Here is a 15,521-nt window from a genome sequence, read left to right as displayed (position 1 = left end):
GCGGCGCGGGCGGCGGAGATCGCCGCCGAGGCGCGCCGGCGCGCCGCTGCCGCCGAACCGGCCTGACAGGCTGTCGGCCGGGCCGCCCCGACCCGCCCGGCCTTCGCCGGCGCGATCAGCGCCGGCTGCCGGGCACGGGCCGGGCCGGGCATCTTGCGCGCCCGGCAGCGGCGCGGCTGCGGCCGCTGCGATTGACATAATTCAATGATTCTGGAATCATAGAAATATGAACGCAGATGAGGCCATCGCCGCCCTTGCCGCCCTTGCCCAGCCGACCCGGATGGAGACCTTCCGGCTGCTGGTCGCCCATGAGCCGGAGGGGATCGCCTCCGGCGATCTCGCCCGCCGGCTGGCGGTGCCGGGCAACACCATGTCGACGCATCTGGCCATTCTGGCGCGCGCCGGGCTGGTCATCCGCGAACGTGAGGGCCGGGTGATCCGCTACCGCGCCAGCCTCGCGGGGCTGCGCGCGGTGGTGCTTTATCTGCTGCAGGACTGCTGCTCCGGCCATGCCGAACTCTGCGCGCCGCTGGTGGCGGCCCTGTCGCCCTGCTGCCCGGGCGGGGAGACGACGAAACCGTGATGGGCCCCGCGGGGCGGCGCCCGCGCCGGCGCGGCAAATGGAGCGGGGCAGGCGGAACGGCCCGGGCAGAACGGCGCAGGCTTTGGGGGACACAGATGGATATCGTGCTCTATCACAATCCGGATTGCGGCACGTCGCGCAACGTGCTGGCCATGATCCGCAATGCCGGCCTTGAGCCGCATATCGTCGAATATCTGAAGACGCCGCCGTCGCGGGCCATGCTGCGGCAACTGACCGGGCGCATGGGCACGGGCGTGCGTGCGCTGCTGCGGGAAAAGGGCACGCCTTATGCCGAACTGGGCCTCGACGACCCCGGCCTCAGCGACGACGCGTTGCTGGATGCCATGCTGGCGCACCCGATCCTGATCAACCGGCCGGTCGTCGTCAGCCCGCGCGGGGTGCGGCTGTGCCGCCCGTCCGAACAGGTGCTCGATCTTCTGCCGCCCCAGCAGGGCGCCTTCACCAAGGAAGACGGCGAACCGGTCGTGGACGCTGCCGGCAACCGCCTGCTCTGAAGCCCGGAACCGCACCGATGACAGATGCACCGCAGCCGGCGGGCCGGCTTTCTTTCCTCGACCGCTATCTCACGCTGTGGATATTCGCGGCGATGGCGCTGGGCGTCACGCTCAGCACCGTGTTCACCGGCCTGCCGGCGGCGCTGCAGCGGCTGTCGGTCGGCACCACCAACATTCCCATCGCCATCGGCCTCGTGCTGATGATGTATCCGCCCCTGGCGAAAGTGAAATATGAGGAACTGCATCGCGTTTTCGCCGACCGGCGCGTTCTGGCGCTGTCGCTGATTCAGAACTGGATCGTGGGCCCGGTCCTGATGTTCGTGCTGGCCGTCATCTTCCTGCACGACGAGCCGGCCTACATGACCGGCCTCATTCTGATCGGGCTGGCGCGCTGCATCGCCATGGTGCTGGTGTGGAACCAGCTCGCCCGCGGCGACAATCAGTATGCGGCCGGGCTGGTGGCCTTCAATGCGATCTTTCAGGTCCTGTTCTTCTCCACCTATGCGTGGCTGTTCCTGTCCGTTCTGCCGCCGCTGTTCGGGCTGGAGGGCCGCGTCGTCGACGTCAGCTTCGTCACCATCACCGAAGCGGTGCTGATCTATCTGGGCCTTCCCTTCCTCGCCGGGTTCCTGACCCGGCGCATCCTCATCGCGCGCCGGGGGGCGGTGTGGTACGCGAACCGCTTCCTGCCGAAGATCGGCCCGGTCACGCTCGCCGCGCTGCTGTTCACCATCGTGGCCATGTTCAGCCTGAAGGGCGGCGAGGTGGTGCGGCTGCCGCTGGATGCGCTGCGCATCGCCGTTCCGCTGACGCTCTATTTCATTATCCAGTTCCTCATCAGCTTTTTCATGGGCCATCTGATCGGGGCCGGCTATCCGCGCACGACCGCAGTGGCTTTCACCGCCGCGGGCAACAATTTCGAACTCGCCATAGCGGTGGCCATCGCCGCCTTCGGGCTGGCCTCGCCGGTGGCGTTCGCCACCGTGATCGGTCCGCTGGTGGAAGTGCCGGTGCTCATCCTGCTGGTTCGCGTCGCGCTGCGCCTCGGCGACCGCTGGTTCGCGCCGGCGCCGTCCCGCCGGGCCGCAGAGACGGGCGGGGTGCGGGCCGGCGGGGACAGCGCGGGCGGGGACCGGGGCTGATATCCGTGCGGCCCTGAGTTGCCGGCCCTCCCTCTGCCCGGCGGTCGCCAGACCGGCGGCCCAGCCTGCATCCCGCCGCCGGCCGCTGTGCCGCACAGTGCCCCGTCTCCGGCGTTCCATCGCCATCGGTCCCGCCGCGCGGCAGAATTTTACAGGATCATAGCAGGAACATATTGCGAACCAGAACAAAGCAGATACATTAGACGCAATTTGATCGTGCGCTGCCGCCGTGAAATAAGGAACGCGCAATGAGCCAAGCGAATCTTCGCCTGATTGAGGGGTCGTCCGTGGATAAGAGAAAGGCGCTCGACGCCGCGTTGTCACAGATCGAACGATCCTTCGGCAAGGGTTCGATCATGCGTCTTGGTCAGGGCAAGGCGGTCGAGGTGGAAACCGTCTCCACCGGCTCCCTCGGCCTCGACATCGCCCTTGGCATCGGCGGCCTGCCGCGCGGCCGCATCGTGGAGATCTACGGCCCGGAATCGTCCGGCAAGACCACGATGGCTCTGCATGTCGTCGCAGAGGCCCAGAAGAAGGGCGGCGTGTGCGCGTTCATCGACGCCGAACACGCGCTGGACCCGCTTTATGCCCGCAAGCTCGGGGTGCAGATCGACGATCTGCTGATTTCCCAGCCCGATGCCGGCGAACAGGCGCTGGAGATTGCCGACACGCTGGTCCGCTCCGGCGCCATCGACGTGCTGGTGATTGATTCGGTCGCCGCCCTCACGCCGAAGGCCGAACTGGAAGGCGAAATGGGCGACCAGCTGCCCGGCCTGCAGGCCCGCCTCATGAGTCAGGCTCTGCGCAAGCTGACGGGCTCGATTTCGCGCTCGAATACGATGGTGATCTTCATCAATCAGATCCGCATGAAGATCGGCGTCATGTTCGGCAGCCCGGAGACGACGACCGGCGGTAACGCGCTGAAATTTTATGCCTCCGTTCGCCTCGATATCCGCCGCATCGGGCAGGTAAAAGAGCGCGATGAGGTCGTTGGGAACCAGACCAAGGTCAAGGTTGTCAAGAACAAGCTGGCGCCTCCGTTCCGCGAAGTCGAATTCGACATCATGTATGGGGCGGGCATTTCCAAATATGGCGAGCTGCTCGATCTTGGCGTCAAGGCCGGTATTGTCGAGAAGTCGGGGGCATGGTTCTCGTATGACAGCCAGCGGCTCGGGCAGGGCCGCGAAAACTGCAAGCAGTATCTGCGCGAGAATCCGGCCATCGCCAACGCCATCGAAGTGGCCATCCGGCAGAACGCCGGCCTGATCGCCGATCGCATCGTCGGCGCGGCCGAGCCGGAGGCGGAAGACGACGGCCCGCCGGAAGAGTGAGGCCCCGCACGGGTGACCCTGTTGCCCCGCCGCGGCGGCGGGGGTGGGGTGACAGGCGCGCGGCAGAACGTTAAAACCGCGCGGATCTGGCGGTGTGACGGGGCCCTTGCGGGCTGGCCTTGCGCTGCCGTGAAGGCGGTTTGCAGGCGGAGGGCGGGAGTGACCGCCGCTTTCGCCTGCCGGGCTGCCGGGAATTGACAGCGCGGGCAGGCATTGCCGCGCGTGCGGAGCTTGGAGCGCGGGTCCCCGATATGAGCGGCGTCAACGATATCCGATCGGCTTTCATCGATTATTTCGCCGGTCAAGGCCACGAGGCGGTGCATTCGAGCCCGCTGGTGCCGCGCAACGACCCGACGCTGATGTTCACCAATGCCGGCATGGTGCAGTTCAAGAACGTGTTTACCGGTCTTGAAACCCGTACCATCCCGCGGGCGGTGACGGCGCAGAAGTGCGTGCGCGCCGGCGGCAAGCACAACGACCTCGATAACGTCGGCTACACCGCGCGTCATCACACCTTCTTTGAAATGCTGGGCAACTTTTCGTTCGGCGATTATTTCAAGGAACGGGCCATCGAACTGGCCTGGAAGCTGGTGACGGGCGAGTTCGGACTGGCGAAAGACCGTCTGCTGGTGACCGTCTATCACGAGGACGAAGAGGCGGCGTCGCTGTGGCGCCGCATCGCCGGCCTGCCGGACGAGCGCATTATCCGCATCGCGACGAGCGACAATTTCTGGGCGATGGGCGACACCGGCCCCTGCGGCCCCTGCTCGGAGATTTTCTACGATCACGGCCCGGGCGTGGCCGGTGGCCCTCCGGGCTCGCCGGACGAGGACGGCGACCGCTTCATCGAGATCTGGAATCTCGTGTTCATGCAGTACGAGCAGCTGCCGGGCGGCGAGCGCGTTGCCCTGCCGCGGCCGTCGATCGATACCGGCATGGGGCTGGAGCGCGTCGCCGCCGTTCTTCAGGGCGTGCACAACAACTATGACATCGATCTCTTCCGCGCCCTGATCCGTGCCGCTGAAGACCTGACCGGCGTGCGGGCCGAGGGCGCGAACACCGCCAGCCACCGCATCATCGCCGATCATCTGCGGGCGTCGAGCTTCCTGATCGCCGATGGCGTGCTGCCGTCGAACGAGGGGCGCGGCTATGTTCTGCGCCGGATCATGCGCCGCGGCATGCGGCATGCGCGCCTGCTCGGCGCGCGCGATCCGCTGATGTACCGCCTCGTGCCGGCGCTGGTGCGCGAGATGGGGCTGGCATACCCGGAACTCGGGCGGGCCGAGGCGCTGATCACGGAAACGCTGCGTCTTGAGGAGACCCGCTTCCGCCGCACGCTCGACCGCGGCCTGTCGCTGCTTGACGAGGCGACCGGCGCGCTCGTGCCCGGAGCATCGCTCGACGGCGAGACCGCTTTCCGCCTTTACGACACCTACGGCTTCCCGCTCGACCTGACGCAGGATGCGCTGAAGGCCCGCGGCATCGGCGTGGACGTGGCCGGGTTCTCGGCCGCGATGGAGCGCCAGCGCGCCGAGGCGCGTGCGGCGTGGACCGGGTCGGGCGAGGCGGCGACCGAAGCGGTGTGGTTCGTTCTGAAGGAACGGCTCGGGGCGACGGAGTTCCTCGGCTACGAGACCGAGCAGGCCGAAGGCGTGGTGGCTGCGCTCGTGGTCGACGGTCAGGAAGTCGGCGCGATCGAAGCCGGGCAGAGCGGCGCCGTGGTTCTGAATCAGACGCCGTTCTACGGCGAATCCGGCGGTCAGGTCGGCGATACCGGCCTCATCCGCGCGCCCGGCGTCGTCGCCCGGGTTACGGATACCCACAAGCGGGCCGGGGGCGTGTTCGTCCACTCCGTCACCGTTGAGGAAGGGCAGCTGTCGGTCGGGCTGGCGCTGGAGCTGGTTGTCGATACCGCGCGCCGGGGCGCGATTCGCGCCAATCACTCTGCCACCCACCTCCTGCATGCGGCGCTGCGCTCTGTGCTCGGCCATCATGTTGCGCAGAAGGGCTCGCTGGTGGCGCCGGACCGGCTGCGGTTCGACTTTTCCCACCCCGCCCCGATTTCCGAACATGACCTCGACGAGATCGAATCGATCACCAATGCCGTCGTTCTGCAGAACGGCGCGGTTTCGACGCGGCTGATGGCCGTGGATGAGGCGATCGAATCCGGTGCGATGGCCCTGTTCGGCGAGAAATACGGCGACGAAGTGCGCGTGGTGACGATGGGCGCGGCGCCCGGCGGCACCGGCAAGCCGTTCTCTGTGGAACTCTGCGGCGGCACCCATGTGCAGCGCACCGGCGACATCGGTCTGGTGGCGCTGGTGTCGGAGGGGGCGGTGGCGGCCGGCGTGCGGCGCGTCGAGGCGCTGACCGCTGATGCGGCCCGCCAGCATCTGGCGCTGCAGGACCGGCGCCTCAAGGCGCTCGCCGGCGTTCTGAAGGCCCCGGTCGCCGAGGTGGTTGAGCGCGCGAGCGCGCTTGTCGAAGATCGTCGCCGGCTTGAGCGCGAACTGGCGGATGCCCGCCGCAAGCTGGCGCTGGGCGGCGGCGAGGGCGGCAGCCAGCCGGTGCGCGAGGTCGCGGGCGTGAAGGTGCTGGCGAAGGTGGTGACCGGGATCGCGCCGAAGGACCTGAAGAGCCTCGCCGACGAAAGCAAGACGGCGGTCGGCTCCGGTATCGTGGCGATCGTCGGCGTTTCCGACGACGATAAGGCGGCCGTGGTGGTGGCAGTGACGGACGATCTGACGGACCGGTTCGACGCCGTGCAGTTCGTGCGCGTCGGATCGGCAGCCCTCGGAGGCAAAGGCGGCGGCGGCCGGCGCGACATGGCGCAGGCCGGCGGGCCGGATGCCACGAAAGCGGCGGAGGCGCTGGAGGCCATCGTCGCGGCCGTCGCCGAAGCCTGATTCCGGCCGGACCGTCCGGTAAGACCTTTCAATGGGCGCGTCGTCCTGCGGGCGGCGCGCCCATTGCGTTGACGGTGCGTGCAACAGCGGTCGGCGATGGGTGGGCGGGGTGTTGACGGCGACAGCGCCGGCGATTCGGCCGGCCGGCGATTCTGCGAGCGTTAACCGTCTGTTAACCACGGATTTTCGTGCATTGTCGCGGCATCTTGCGTGCGGAATGCCGCCACAGACGCCTGAGTTCGGCCCGTACCCGGCCATTTTGTTGCCATGTCGCAACACCCGCTTCCGATCAGGTCTCCGGCGCCGCGCCGCGGGCTCTTTGCGATTGAACGCGCAGGATCGGCGGGTATGGTCATCTTCAGCGGAAGCGTTCGCTGCTGCGGCAACACGGGTTCTGATCCAGATTGTCCTGCTCGATCCTAACGCGCGCTCATGCGGCAACAGCGTAACCATCCATCGGCTTCGCCGGCCCGGGTGGCGACGGAATGCCAAAACGAAATTGATGGAGATCGTCACATGAAGATCAAAGGCGTCGTCCTTGGCGTTGCCGGCGCATTCGCCGTTACCGGTGCGCAGGCTGCTGACCTCCCCGCTGCGGCTGCTCCGGAGCCGGTTGATTACGTCCGCGTCTGCGATGCGTTCGGCGCTGGCTTCTTCTACGTTCCCGGCACCGAGACCTGCCTGAAGATTTCCGGCTATGTCCGTGCCGAGTATGACGCTGGCATCACCCAGTCGTCGGGTTCGCACTGGGGCAACCAGCTGAACTACGGTGACAAGGACTCGAACGGCTACCGCTTCCGCGCTCGCGGTGACGCCCGCTTCGACGTTCGCACCAACACCGAGTTCGGTCTGCTGCGTTCGTACATCGAAATCTACCTGCAGAACGACACCGGCACCCCGAATGGTGAGAACACCGGCGCCGCTCTCGACAAGGGCTACATCCAGTTCGGTGGTCTGACCGCCGGTCAGGCCCAGTCGTTCTACGACTTCTTCACCGGCTTCGGTTACAACTCGATCTACGAACCGGCGCATTCGGACACCAGCACCAACCTGCTGGCTTACACCTACACCTTCGGCAACGGCTTCTCGCTGACCGGCTCGCTCGAAGACTCGTCTTCGCGCAACACCTCGGTGACCGATCCGATCACCGGCAAAGATATCTACGGCGGCAACCGCTACCCGGATATCGTCGGCGCGTTCCAGATCGCTCAGGGCTGGGGCTCCGCTCAGCTGTCGGCCGCCGGTCATGCCGTCGCTGTGAACAGCGCCTGGCAGAACGCCGTGTCGAACGGTCTTGCCAACGGCAACACCTCGGACACCTACGGCTACGCTGTGCAGCTCGGCACGATCATCAACCTGCCGTTCCTCGGCCAGGGTGATCAGTTCGCTCTGCAGGGCGCGTTCGCTCAGGGCGCCACCAAGTACGTTTCGCCCCAGGCTTACGTGACCTACGGCAACAGCTTCGACACCTACTCCGAAGGTCTGCCGGACGCCTACGTGAACCCGCTCTCGGGCAGCCTCGAGCTGGTGACCTCCTGGTCGGTGTCGGCTGGTCTGAACCACTACTTCACCCCGCAGATCTCGGCGGCCCTCGAAGGTTCGTACCTCGGCGCGAACGTCGACCTGCCGAATGCCTCGGGCACCGTTGTGAACAACTTCAACGGCACCCTGACCGTGAACTACACCCCGGTCGAGAACATGAACATCGGTGCGGCGCTCGAGTACGTGAACGTTGCCCCGTCGAACGACGGCACCTCGGGCCTGAAGGCTTCGAACTCGCTGATCGGCCTCGTCCGTCTGCAGCGCAACTTCTGATCACGAGCTGTCCGGACTTCGGTTCGGCACTTTCTGGAAAGCCCGGCGGTCTCCGCCGGGCTTTCTGCTTTTTGGGGGTGTCCGGTCTGCCTGCCTCGGGGCGCCGGCGGCGCCGGTCGCTGCGGCCGGCAGGCGGGATTTGGCGTCTTGACCCCCGGCGCAAAAAAGCGTCAATCGCAGCAGGAATGCGCGCCGCCAAAACGCGGGCCGGACCGCTGGCCGGTCTGGCCGCGGGTGCGGATGTTGTGGCGCGCCGGGCTGTTATGCCCGGCTGTCATGCCGCGCTTCATGCCGGGCTGGCGTGGCCGGTCGCGGCATGAACAGGACTGAAAAGAAGCGGGAGTATTCGGACGTGCGGGTAGCCAAGGCGGAAAGCCTCATCAAAGGCGCGACGGGTGACTGGGAAATCGTGATCGGCATGGAAGTCCATGCGCAGGTGACGTCCGAGTCCAAGCTGTTTTCCGGTTCCGCTACCCGGTTCGGTGCTGCGCCGAACAGTCAGGTTTCGCTCGTCGATGCGGCGATGCCGGGCATGCTGCCGGTCATCAACGCCGAGTGCGTGCGTCAGGCCGTGCGCACCGGGCTGGGGCTGCGGGCGGTCATCAACCGCCGCTCGGTCTTTGACCGCAAGAACTATTTTTATCCGGATCTGCCGCAGGGTTATCAGATCTCGCAGTACAAGTATCCGATCGTCGGTGAAGGCGAGATCGTGCTCGATATGCTGGACGGCGAGCGCATCGTCGTCGGCATCGAACGGCTTCATCTGGAGCAGGATGCCGGCAAGTCGGTGCATGATCAGCACCCGACCATGAGCTTCGTCGATCTGAACCGGTCGGGGGTTGCGCTGATGGAGATCGTCTCGCGGCCCGATCTGCGCTCCGCTGAAGAGGCGCGCGTCTATCTGTCCAAGCTGCGCACCATCCTGCGTTATCTCGGCACTTCCGATGCGGACATGGAAAAGGGCAACCTGCGCGCGGATGTGAACGTGTCCGTGCGCCGCCCCGGCGGGCCGCTCGGCACGCGCTGCGAGATCAAGAACGTCAATTCGATCCGCTTTGCCGGTCAGGCGATCGAATATGAAGCGCGGCGGCAGATCGCGATTCTGGAAGACGGCGGCAGCATCGATCAGGAAACCCGGCTGTTCGACGCCCGCACCGGCGAGACGCGGTCGATGCGCTCCAAGGAAGAGGCGCACGATTATCGCTACTTCCCGGACCCGGACCTGCTGCCGCTGGTGCTGGACGAGTCCATGATTGCGGAGCTGCAGACCGGGCTGCCGGAACTGCCGGATGACAAGCGCACGCGCTTCATCAAGGATTTCGGGCTGTCCGGCTACGATGCCAGCATCCTCGTGGCCGATCAGGATTCCGCCGACTTCTTCGAAGAGGTTGCCCAGGAGCGCGATGCCAAGCTGGCGGCGAACTGGGTCATCAACGAACTGTTCGGGCGCCTCAACAAGGACGGGCTGTCGATCAGCGAAAGCCCGGTCAGCGCGGCGGCGCTCGGCACGATCATCGATCTGATTTCCGAGGCGGTGATTTCCGGCAAGATTGCCAAGGATCTGTTCGAGATCGTGTGGACGGAGGGCGGCGAGCCGCGCGCGCTCGTGGAGGCCCGCGGGCTGAAGCAGGTGACGGATACCGGGGCCATCGAGGCGGCCGTCGCGGCGGTGGTGGAGGCCAATCCGGAAAAGGCGGCGCAGGCGCTGGCCAAGCCGACGCTCGCCGGCTGGTTCGTCGGGCAGGTGATGAAGGCAACCGGCGGCAAGGCCAACCCGCAGGTGGTGAACGCACTCGTCAAGGCGCGCCTCGGCCTCGAATGACGCCGGACCGGCGGCCGCTTTCGCGGATGCCGTAAGAAATTGCGCGGGCGTCGGCCGGTCGGGCCGGCGCCCGTTTGCTTTCAGCCGCTTTTCGCGCCGGGAACGGCCTCGCGCGGCGCGGGCCGGGCTTGATCGCGCGCCGCGGCGGCCCACATTCTGGAGGCGGGCATTGCGCCGGACGGGCCGGCGGAACCTGCGATTGCCTGCGCCCGGTCCTCCGGGCCGAGGGAGAACGTTCATGGTGCAGCAGCCGCCGATCGAGCTTTTTTTCTGGCCGACACCGAACGGCTACAAGATCAGCATCATGCTGGAAGAACTGGGCGTTCCCTATAACGTGCATCTGGTCGACATCGGGCGCGGCGACCAGTTTGTGCCGGATTTCCTTGCCATTTCGCCCAACAACAAGATGCCGGCCATTGTCGACCCGGAAGGGCCGGGCGGCGCGCCGATTTCGGTGTTCGAGTCCGGTGCGATCCTGCTCTATCTCGGCCGCAAGTTCGGGCAGTTCTATCCGCAGGACGAGCGCCGGCGCGTCGAAGTCGAAGAGTGGCTGATGTGGCAGATGGCCGGCTTCGGGCCGATGCTGGGCCAGAATCACCATTTCGCCCATTATGCGCCGGAGAAGGTGCCCTACGCGATCAAGCGCTATCGCGACGAGACGCACCGGCTCTATGGCGTGCTTGACCGGCGCCTGAAGGGGCGGCCGTTCATCTGCGATGACTATTCCATCGTCGATATGGCGGTGGTGGGCTGGGCGCGCGGCTGGGAGCGGCAGGGCATCGACCTGGCGGAGTTTCCGGACGTGGCGCGGTGGCTTGCGGCTGTCAGCGCGCGTCCGGCGGTTGCGCGCGGGCTTGCGGTCGGCAGCGCAGCCCCGCGCGTCGATCTTGCCACGGACAAGGCCGCCCAGCAGATCATGTTCAATCAGCGGGCGCGCTGACGGCGCGGCGCTGCCAGAGAAAAGGGAGAGAGATCATGGCTGACAAGAAGGACGAGACCGTCGGCGTCGAAGACGTGGCGGCGGAATTCGCGGTTCTGAAATCGGATATCGCGCGGCTGACCGAGGCGGTGCGGGCGCTGCTGGAAGGACAGGCAGAGACCGCAGGCGAGAGCGTGCGCGCGCAGGCAGCCGCGGCCCGGGCAAAGGCCGGGGCGGTGGCCGACGATGTGCTGGCCCGGGGCGAGGCGACCGCGCGGCAGGCGTGCTCGCGGGCCGGCGAGATCGCCGGCGAAGTCAACACCCATGTTGCGCGCAACCCGGTGCTCTGGGTGGCGGGGGCCATCGGCCTCGGGTTCCTGATCGGGCTGGCTTCCCGCCGCTGAGCACGAGCCGACGGGCACCGGGGCGTGCCGTGTGCGCGCCCCCGGTGCCGGACCCTGCGCGCGATCCGAATCGCCGCTATGATGGCGCCGCTGTGATTGCGCCCGCGGGCCGGCCGGGCGGTGCCGGCCCGCACGGCAGGAGAGAACCGATGCTGAAGGCTTCCTTGACGGCGCTGCTGGATGTCGTGGCGATGCGATTCGTGATGCCGGCGATCGAGCGCGGCCGGGCCAATGTCGAGGCCACCGTCCGCCGGGCCGTGGTGCTGGCCATTGCCCTTGTCGCCGGGGGGCTTCTGGCGCTGATCGGCTTCATCTTTCTGCTCGTTGCCCTCACGCTGGTGCTGACGCCCTATCTGGGGCCGGCCGGGGCGGCCGGCGCGGTTGGCGGCGGCGTGGTGCTGCTGGGGGCTCTCGTGGCACTGATTGCGACGCGGCGGTCGGCGCCCCCGGCGCCGCAGCCGGTGGCTGCAAGCGATCCGCTGGGGGCGCTCATCGCCGGTCTCGGCAGCCGGAAGGCGGCCGGCGGGCCGGCCCGCGGGGCAGAAACCGAGGCGGCGGCCGAAGGCGGCGCGGGCAGCAGCCCGCTGCCGGCGGCACTGGCGCTCACCGCCGGTGCGCTGCTCGCCGGGATCGTGCTCGGCCGGCGGATCTGACAGCCGGGCGGCGTTCGTCGTCGCCGTGCCCGCCCGCGGCGGGTGCCGTCAGGGCGCGTCGCGGCCGGCGGCCGGCACAGAGGCGGCGATTTCGCCGATGATGTCGGAAACGCGGGGCCGGGGGGCATCCAGAAACGGCAGCGGCCGGCACACATCCATGGCCGCAAGGCCGACGCGCGCCGTCATCAGGCCATTGACGATACCCTCGCCGAGCCGGCTGGAAATCCGGGTCGCAAGCCCCTTGCCGACCACCTCGTGCAGCAGGGAATCGCCGGCGGCGATGCCGCCGGTCACCGCCAGATGGCCGATGACGTGGCGGGCGAGGGTGACGAAGCCGATCAGGCCCGGCCGGCCGCCATAGAGCAGCGCCAGCCGCCGGATGAGCCCGGCCGCGGACACCAGCACGAACAGGATATCGACGAAGGCGCGCGGCGACAGCGCGGTGACCACCGAAACGCGGCGGGCCGTTTCCATCACCAGCCGCCGGGCTTCGGCATCGAGCGGGGCCAGCAGTTCGCGTTCGGCAAGACGGATCAGATCCTGCCCGTCGATCACCTCATCGACATGGCGGGCGAGGGCGGCGCGGCCGGCGGCGGTTTCCGGCCGGGCGGCAAAAAGCCGGCCGACCTGCGCCACCACGGCCTCCGCCGCCTTACGGTCGTCGGCGGCTGCGGCGGCCGCTGCCTCGGTGCGCAGCCGGTCGATGCGGCCGAGACGGGCGATCGCCAGCCCTTCGCGCAGCACGATGATGGCGGCGGCCAGCACCGTCAGCGCCGCGAGCGCCAGCGCCGCCCAGCCGAGCCAGTCGGCACGGGCGAAGAGATCGTCGATCAGCCGGTCGACGGAAAGGCCGGCGGCAAACGTGACAAGGCCGCCGAGGCCGGCAAAGAACACGCCCCCCCAGGAGAACCGACGCAGAGAGAACCGACGCAGAGAGAACCCGCGCTGCCCGCCTGGCGGCCGGCGGCCGGCAGCCGCGGCTCCGTCGTCCGGCGGCGGGGTGGTGTCGCTCTCCTCCGGCTCGGGCTCGACGGTGGCGGCGCGCGGATCGTCCTCGCTCTCCGGGTGGAGGCGGAAGGCGGCGGGGCGGCGCGGCGGTGCGCTCTGCGGGTCGCGTTCGCTCATGGCGTGCAGCCTCCGGCGGGGCCTGTCCCGGCATCTGCGGCAATCATGCGAGGCGGTCTCCGAGCAGAAAATCGAGTGCGCGGTCGAGGCGGATGTGCGGCAGCACCAGCGTCAGCCCGTCCGGCCCCTGTTCCAGCTTCGGCGGGCGGAAGCGGGCGAAGCGCAGCGTGCCCGGCGGCAGGCCGGCCTCGCCGCCGAGGCCGAACACCACCCCCGGATCGGCCGGCAGGTCGCCCGGAAACAGCGCGATTTCGGTTTGTCCGTCATAGACTTCGCCGTCAATGACCTCGCCCGCCATGGGCACGCCGGTGATGGCCGGCAGCCGCTCGCTGCCCTGCCGCACCAGCGCCTGCCGGGTGGCGCGCACGGCTGCGAGGGCGGCAATCTGCACGGTCGCGCCGGCATAACGCGCCCGGGCGCTGGCATCGGCCACCATGCGTGCCAGAATCGCTTCCAGCCGGTCGTGATCCTGATGGTGCAGGTGGTCGGCCTTGGTGGCGGCAAACAGAATGCGGTCGATGCGCCGGTCGATCAGCCCCGACAGGAACGACAGCCGGCCGGGGCGGAAGGCGGCCATCACCTCCGTCAGCACGCGCTGCAGCTCGCGCACCGCGCCCGGGCCGCGATCCAGAGCGGAGAGCACGTCCACCAGCACGATCTGCCGGTCGAGACGGGCGAAGTGATCGCGGAAGAACGGGCGCACGACGTGGTTGCGATAGGATTCGTAGCGCCGCGCCATCATGGCGGCGAGACTGCCGGCGGCGGCGGCCTGCCCCGGCGGGAGCATGAGCGGGGCGAAGGTGAGAAGTGGCGAGCCTTCCAGATCGCCCGGCATCAGAAAGCGGCCGGGCGGGTCGGCGGCCAGTGCCTCCGGGTCGGCGCGGCGGGCCTTCAGGTGGGCCGTGAACAGCGCGGCAAGGCGGCGGGCCTCGGCCTCGCTTTCGGGCGCAGCCGGGTCGGTTGCCTGCAAGGCCGCGGCAAGGGCGGCACCGGCCTCGCCCGCCGGCCGGGCGGCAAGCCGGCCGATCGCCTCCGCCGACCACTGCGCATAGTCGCGCTCCATCAGCGACAGGTCGAGCAGCCACTCGCCCGGATAGTCGACGATATCGACCGTCAGGCTGCCGCGTCCGAGGTGGCGACCGAGAAAGGTTGCGGATTCGTAGGCGACGGTCAGCCGGAGTTCGGAGACCATCCGCGTCGATTGCGGCCACAGCCGGTCGTGCACCAGCGCGCCGATGTGGGCTTCGTAATCGAACCGGGGCACGGCGTCGTCGGGCTGCGGATCGAGTTTCGCGCCGGCAATGCGGCCCGCGGCGGCCGGCGCGAACATTGGCAGGCGGCCGCCGTGAATGAGGTTGTGGACGAGCGCGGTGATGAACACCGTCTTGCCCGCCCGCGACAGACCGGTGACGCCGAGCCGCACGCCGGGCCGGGCGATTTCCTGCGCCCGCTCCACCAGCGTTTCGAGCGCGAGGCGGGCTTCGTCGGTGAACGTGGAAAGGCGCACGGAACGGTTCTGCCTGTGGCAAGGGGGGGAGGGCGCGGGAGAGACGCGGCGAACGCCGCCGCGCGGGTCTTGAGACCAAAGATAGGGCGGCCCCGGCCCGCCTGCCAGTGGCCCGGGCGCAGACGGCTTTACGCAGCGTTAACCCTGCCATGGGCCGCCGCGCCCGTGCCGCCTTTTGGCCACGGCGCCTTAACCGGCTGGCAAGCCCGGCAGGGCAGGATTGCCGGCAGGTGAGACGAGGCGGCCGCGGCTGCCGGCCCTCACCGCAAGGACCCGTGCGCGGGGCCGCCTGCCGCTTGCGGCGGGCCTCTCCCGGCGATCGCAGAAGCGTGGAAGGAACAGCCCGATGCAGGCGCGAGTCAACCGGCTTGAACCCGTTGTGGCCGAAGCGGCAGCGGCGGATTTCGGCATCGTTGCCCTGCTCATCGCGGTGGCGACGGTGGTGTCGCTCATCAGCGTTGGCGGGCCGATCATGGACCTCATCATGCAGCTCATCGCCGGCGGCGCCGTCTGACGGGCCTGCGGCTGCGGCGCCGGCGGTGCCGCAGTCTGTGGAAAGATCCCCGGTTTTGTTTGCCGGGTGTGGATGACGACGACACGGGCTTGCGCCCTGAACCGAACCCCGCTATAGGGTTCGCCACGCCGGCACCGCACCGGCTGGTCAGACGGCCCAGCGCCCGACGGCCGCAGACGAAAGTCTGCCCCCGGATATGGAACGGGCGGTTAGCTCAGCGGGAGAGCGTTGCCTTGACACGGCAAAGGTCACAGGTTCAATCCCTGTACCGCCCACCATCCTCTT

Annotated in this window: 13 protein-coding genes and 1 tRNA gene; 12 read left to right on the top strand and 2 right to left on the bottom strand. The window is 68.3% G+C overall.

The annotated features are described in order from the left end of the window. The first annotated feature begins 226 nt into the window (after window positions 1–226). The 10 genes from V7067_RS09600 (at window position 227) to V7067_RS09555 (ending at window position 12,090) form a co-directional block, all read left to right on the top strand. Window positions 227–583 carry a helix-turn-helix transcriptional regulator gene (locus V7067_RS09600; protein WP_334175672.1) on the top strand — a complete coding sequence of 119 codons (357 nt, stop codon included), beginning with the start codon at window positions 227–229 and terminating at the stop codon, window positions 581–583. Between the two features lie 95 nt (window positions 584–678). Continuing rightward, window positions 679–1,098: an arsenate reductase (glutaredoxin) gene (gene arsC, locus V7067_RS09595; protein WP_334175671.1), complete on the top strand. Its 420-nt coding sequence runs from the start codon at window positions 679–681 to the stop codon at window positions 1,096–1,098. A gap of 17 nt (window positions 1,099–1,115) precedes the next feature. Next, window positions 1,116–2,240, top strand: a complete 1,125-nt coding sequence (gene arsB / locus V7067_RS09590; protein WP_334175670.1) for an ACR3 family arsenite efflux transporter — start codon at window positions 1,116–1,118, stop codon at window positions 2,238–2,240. Window positions 2,241–2,488: 248 nt separating this feature from the next. Further along, entirely contained in the window at window positions 2,489–3,571 is a 1,083-nt protein-coding gene (gene recA, locus V7067_RS09585) for a recombinase RecA (RefSeq protein ID WP_334175669.1), read from the top strand. Window positions 3,572–3,822: 251 nt separating this feature from the next. After that, complete coding sequence (alaS, locus tag V7067_RS09580; protein WP_334175668.1) at window positions 3,823–6,477, top strand: alanine--tRNA ligase; 2,655 nt, start codon at window positions 3,823–3,825, stop codon at window positions 6,475–6,477. Between the two features lie 516 nt (window positions 6,478–6,993). Next, window positions 6,994–8,292 carry a porin gene (locus V7067_RS09575; RefSeq protein ID WP_334175667.1) on the top strand — a complete coding sequence of 433 codons (1,299 nt, stop codon included), beginning with the start codon at window positions 6,994–6,996 and terminating at the stop codon, window positions 8,290–8,292. Window positions 8,293–8,608: 316 nt separating this feature from the next. After that, complete coding sequence (gene gatB, locus V7067_RS09570; RefSeq protein WP_334175666.1) at window positions 8,609–10,114, top strand: Asp-tRNA(Asn)/Glu-tRNA(Gln) amidotransferase subunit GatB; 1,506 nt, start codon at window positions 8,609–8,611, stop codon at window positions 10,112–10,114. Window positions 10,115–10,352: 238 nt separating this feature from the next. Then, window positions 10,353–11,054 (top strand): glutathione S-transferase N-terminal domain-containing protein, encoded by a 702-nt coding sequence (locus tag V7067_RS09565; RefSeq protein WP_334175665.1) that lies wholly within the window; start codon window positions 10,353–10,355, stop codon window positions 11,052–11,054. A gap of 35 nt (window positions 11,055–11,089) precedes the next feature. Further along, a complete protein-coding gene (locus tag V7067_RS09560; protein WP_334175664.1) occupies window positions 11,090–11,437 on the top strand; it encodes a hypothetical protein in 348 nt (115 codons plus the stop codon). A gap of 149 nt (window positions 11,438–11,586) precedes the next feature. Next, window positions 11,587–12,090: a phage holin family protein gene (locus V7067_RS09555; RefSeq protein WP_334175663.1), complete on the top strand. Its 504-nt coding sequence runs from the start codon at window positions 11,587–11,589 to the stop codon at window positions 12,088–12,090. 48 nt (window positions 12,091–12,138) lie between these two features. Here V7067_RS09555 and V7067_RS09550 read toward each other — a convergent pair whose 3' ends face one another. Together V7067_RS09550 and V7067_RS09545 are read right to left on the bottom strand one after the other, a co-directional pair. Next, entirely contained in the window at window positions 12,139–13,215 is a 1,077-nt protein-coding gene (locus V7067_RS09550) for a TIGR01620 family protein (RefSeq protein ID WP_334175662.1), read from the bottom strand. A 43-nt stretch (window positions 13,216–13,258) separates the two neighbouring features. Beyond that, window positions 13,259–14,722 (bottom strand): YcjX family protein, encoded by a 1,464-nt coding sequence (locus tag V7067_RS09545; protein WP_334175661.1) that lies wholly within the window; start codon window positions 14,720–14,722, stop codon window positions 13,259–13,261. 346 nt (window positions 14,723–15,068) lie between these two features. Between V7067_RS09545 and V7067_RS09540 the strand changes: the two genes are divergently transcribed. Then, window positions 15,069–15,236: a hypothetical protein gene (locus V7067_RS09540; RefSeq protein WP_334175660.1), complete on the top strand. Its 168-nt coding sequence runs from the start codon at window positions 15,069–15,071 to the stop codon at window positions 15,234–15,236. 203 nt (window positions 15,237–15,439) lie between these two features. Next, window positions 15,440–15,514 (top strand) — tRNA-Val (locus V7067_RS09535). Window positions 15,515–15,521 lie beyond the last annotated feature (7 nt).

Origin of the sequence: Pseudoxanthobacter sp., from assembly GCF_036822375.1 — a bacterium.
Lineage (GTDB): Bacteria > Pseudomonadota > Alphaproteobacteria > Rhizobiales > Segnochrobactraceae > Pseudoxanthobacter.
Note: the sequence above shows the minus strand (reverse complement) of the source record. Positions and strands in the feature narration are given on the sequence as shown.

What these genes read in the sequence shown, in the direction of transcription:
- V7067_RS09600 (WP_334175672.1), top strand. Translation starts at nt 227, where the DNA reads ATGAACGCAGATGAGGCCATCGCCGCCCTTGCCGCCCTTGCCCAGCCG.
- arsC (WP_334175671.1), top strand. Translation starts at nt 679, where the DNA reads ATGGATATCGTGCTCTATCACAATCCGGATTGCGGCACGTCGCGCAAC.
- arsB (WP_334175670.1), top strand. Translation starts at nt 1,116, where the DNA reads ATGACAGATGCACCGCAGCCGGCGGGCCGGCTTTCTTTCCTCGACCGC.
- recA (WP_334175669.1), top strand. Translation starts at nt 2,489, where the DNA reads ATGAGCCAAGCGAATCTTCGCCTGATTGAGGGGTCGTCCGTGGATAAG.
- alaS (WP_334175668.1), top strand. Translation starts at nt 3,823, where the DNA reads ATGAGCGGCGTCAACGATATCCGATCGGCTTTCATCGATTATTTCGCC.
- V7067_RS09575 (WP_334175667.1), top strand. Translation starts at nt 6,994, where the DNA reads ATGAAGATCAAAGGCGTCGTCCTTGGCGTTGCCGGCGCATTCGCCGTT.
- gatB (WP_334175666.1), top strand. Translation starts at nt 8,609, where the DNA reads ATGAACAGGACTGAAAAGAAGCGGGAGTATTCGGACGTGCGGGTAGCC.
- V7067_RS09565 (WP_334175665.1), top strand. Translation starts at nt 10,353, where the DNA reads ATGGTGCAGCAGCCGCCGATCGAGCTTTTTTTCTGGCCGACACCGAAC.
- V7067_RS09560 (WP_334175664.1), top strand. Translation starts at nt 11,090, where the DNA reads ATGGCTGACAAGAAGGACGAGACCGTCGGCGTCGAAGACGTGGCGGCG.
- V7067_RS09555 (WP_334175663.1), top strand. Translation starts at nt 11,587, where the DNA reads ATGCTGAAGGCTTCCTTGACGGCGCTGCTGGATGTCGTGGCGATGCGA.
- V7067_RS09550 (WP_334175662.1), bottom strand. Translation starts at nt 13,215, where the DNA reads ATGAGCGAACGCGACCCGCAGAGCGCACCGCCGCGCCGCCCCGCCGCC.
- V7067_RS09540 (WP_334175660.1), top strand. Translation starts at nt 15,069, where the DNA reads ATGCAGGCGCGAGTCAACCGGCTTGAACCCGTTGTGGCCGAAGCGGCA.